The organism is Pseudoflavonifractor sp. SW1122, from assembly GCF_012027765.1.
Lineage (GTDB): Bacteria > Bacillota > Clostridia > Oscillospirales > Oscillospiraceae > Enterenecus > Enterenecus faecium.
The window spans coordinates 1-1046 of record NZ_SJOS01000099.1 but is presented as its reverse complement, the minus strand read 5'-3'; the positions used below and the strand labels follow the sequence as shown (position 1 = coordinate 1046).

Below are 1046 nucleotides of genomic sequence, written 5' to 3'. Positions count from 1 at the left end.
GCGGTGACGGTGACGTTGCCCTCGGGCATCACGAAGGTGTTATCGGTGACGGTGACGGTCTCGCTCTGCCACTCCACGAAGTGCCAGCCCTCAGCAGCGGTCTGAGTCAGGGTCACGGTGGTGCCAGCAGTGGCGGTGGTGGGCTCGGCGGTAGCGGTGCCCTCGCCCTGGGTGTTCACGGTGACGGTGTACTCCTCGGGCTGGGGCTCAGCGGCCTCCTTGAGCTCGATGACCAGCTTGTCCAGCTGGGGAGACTTCTTGTCGGGACCGGTGAACACCAGAGTGCCGGCGCCGGCCTCGGTGATCTCGATCTCGAAGGTGACGGTGTGGGTCTGAGTGGCGCTGTCGCCAGCACCAGCGGAGACGGTGCCGGAGGCAATCTTGCCGTCGGGCTCGCTCCAGGCCAGGGAGTTGTTGGTGTCGCCGCTGCGGTAGGTGGCGGTGACGGTGTAGGTACCAGCAGTCTTGGCCTCATAGGGGAAGGAGATGGTGTCCTGCTGGTTCAGGCAGTTGATGAACTCGCCGTGGCTGGCCCAGTCGGCCTCGGCCACACACAGAGCCCACTGGCCGTCGGAGGCCAGCTCCACGTTGTGCAGCTGAGCAAACTCAGCTTCCAGAGTCACGGACACGCCCTTCTCGTTGGGGAAGTAGAAGGGATCTTCGGTGGTGTACTGCTCACGCTCCACCAGAGCGGCCAGAGCGGTCTCGATGGCGGTCTTGGCCTCGCCCAGAGCGGAGACGGAGGGGTTCTCCTCCTTCAGCAGCTCGGTGGCGTCGGCAATGGCCTTGGCGTAGGCATCCCAGCCGCTGGTGTACCACTCGCCCACCTTGCCGTCGGCGGCGTCCACCAGAGCCTGGAGGTCGTCGCGGGTGACGTCGGGAGCGAAGGTCACTTCGATGGTGGTCTCGCTGGTGACGCTGTCCAGGGTGTAGGTGTTGTCGGTGACGGTGACGGTCTCACCGTTGACCACCACGGACTCCACATGATAGTAGGCGTCGGGAGTGATGGTGAGGGTGAAGGACTCGCCCTCGGTGACAGCGGTGGT

At 65.0% G+C, this 1046-nt stretch carries 1 pseudogene; it reads right to left on the bottom strand.

The annotated features are described in order from the left end of the window. Nucleotides 1–1046, bottom strand: a pseudogene (locus E0L15_RS12170) (hypothetical protein); the annotation flags it as partial.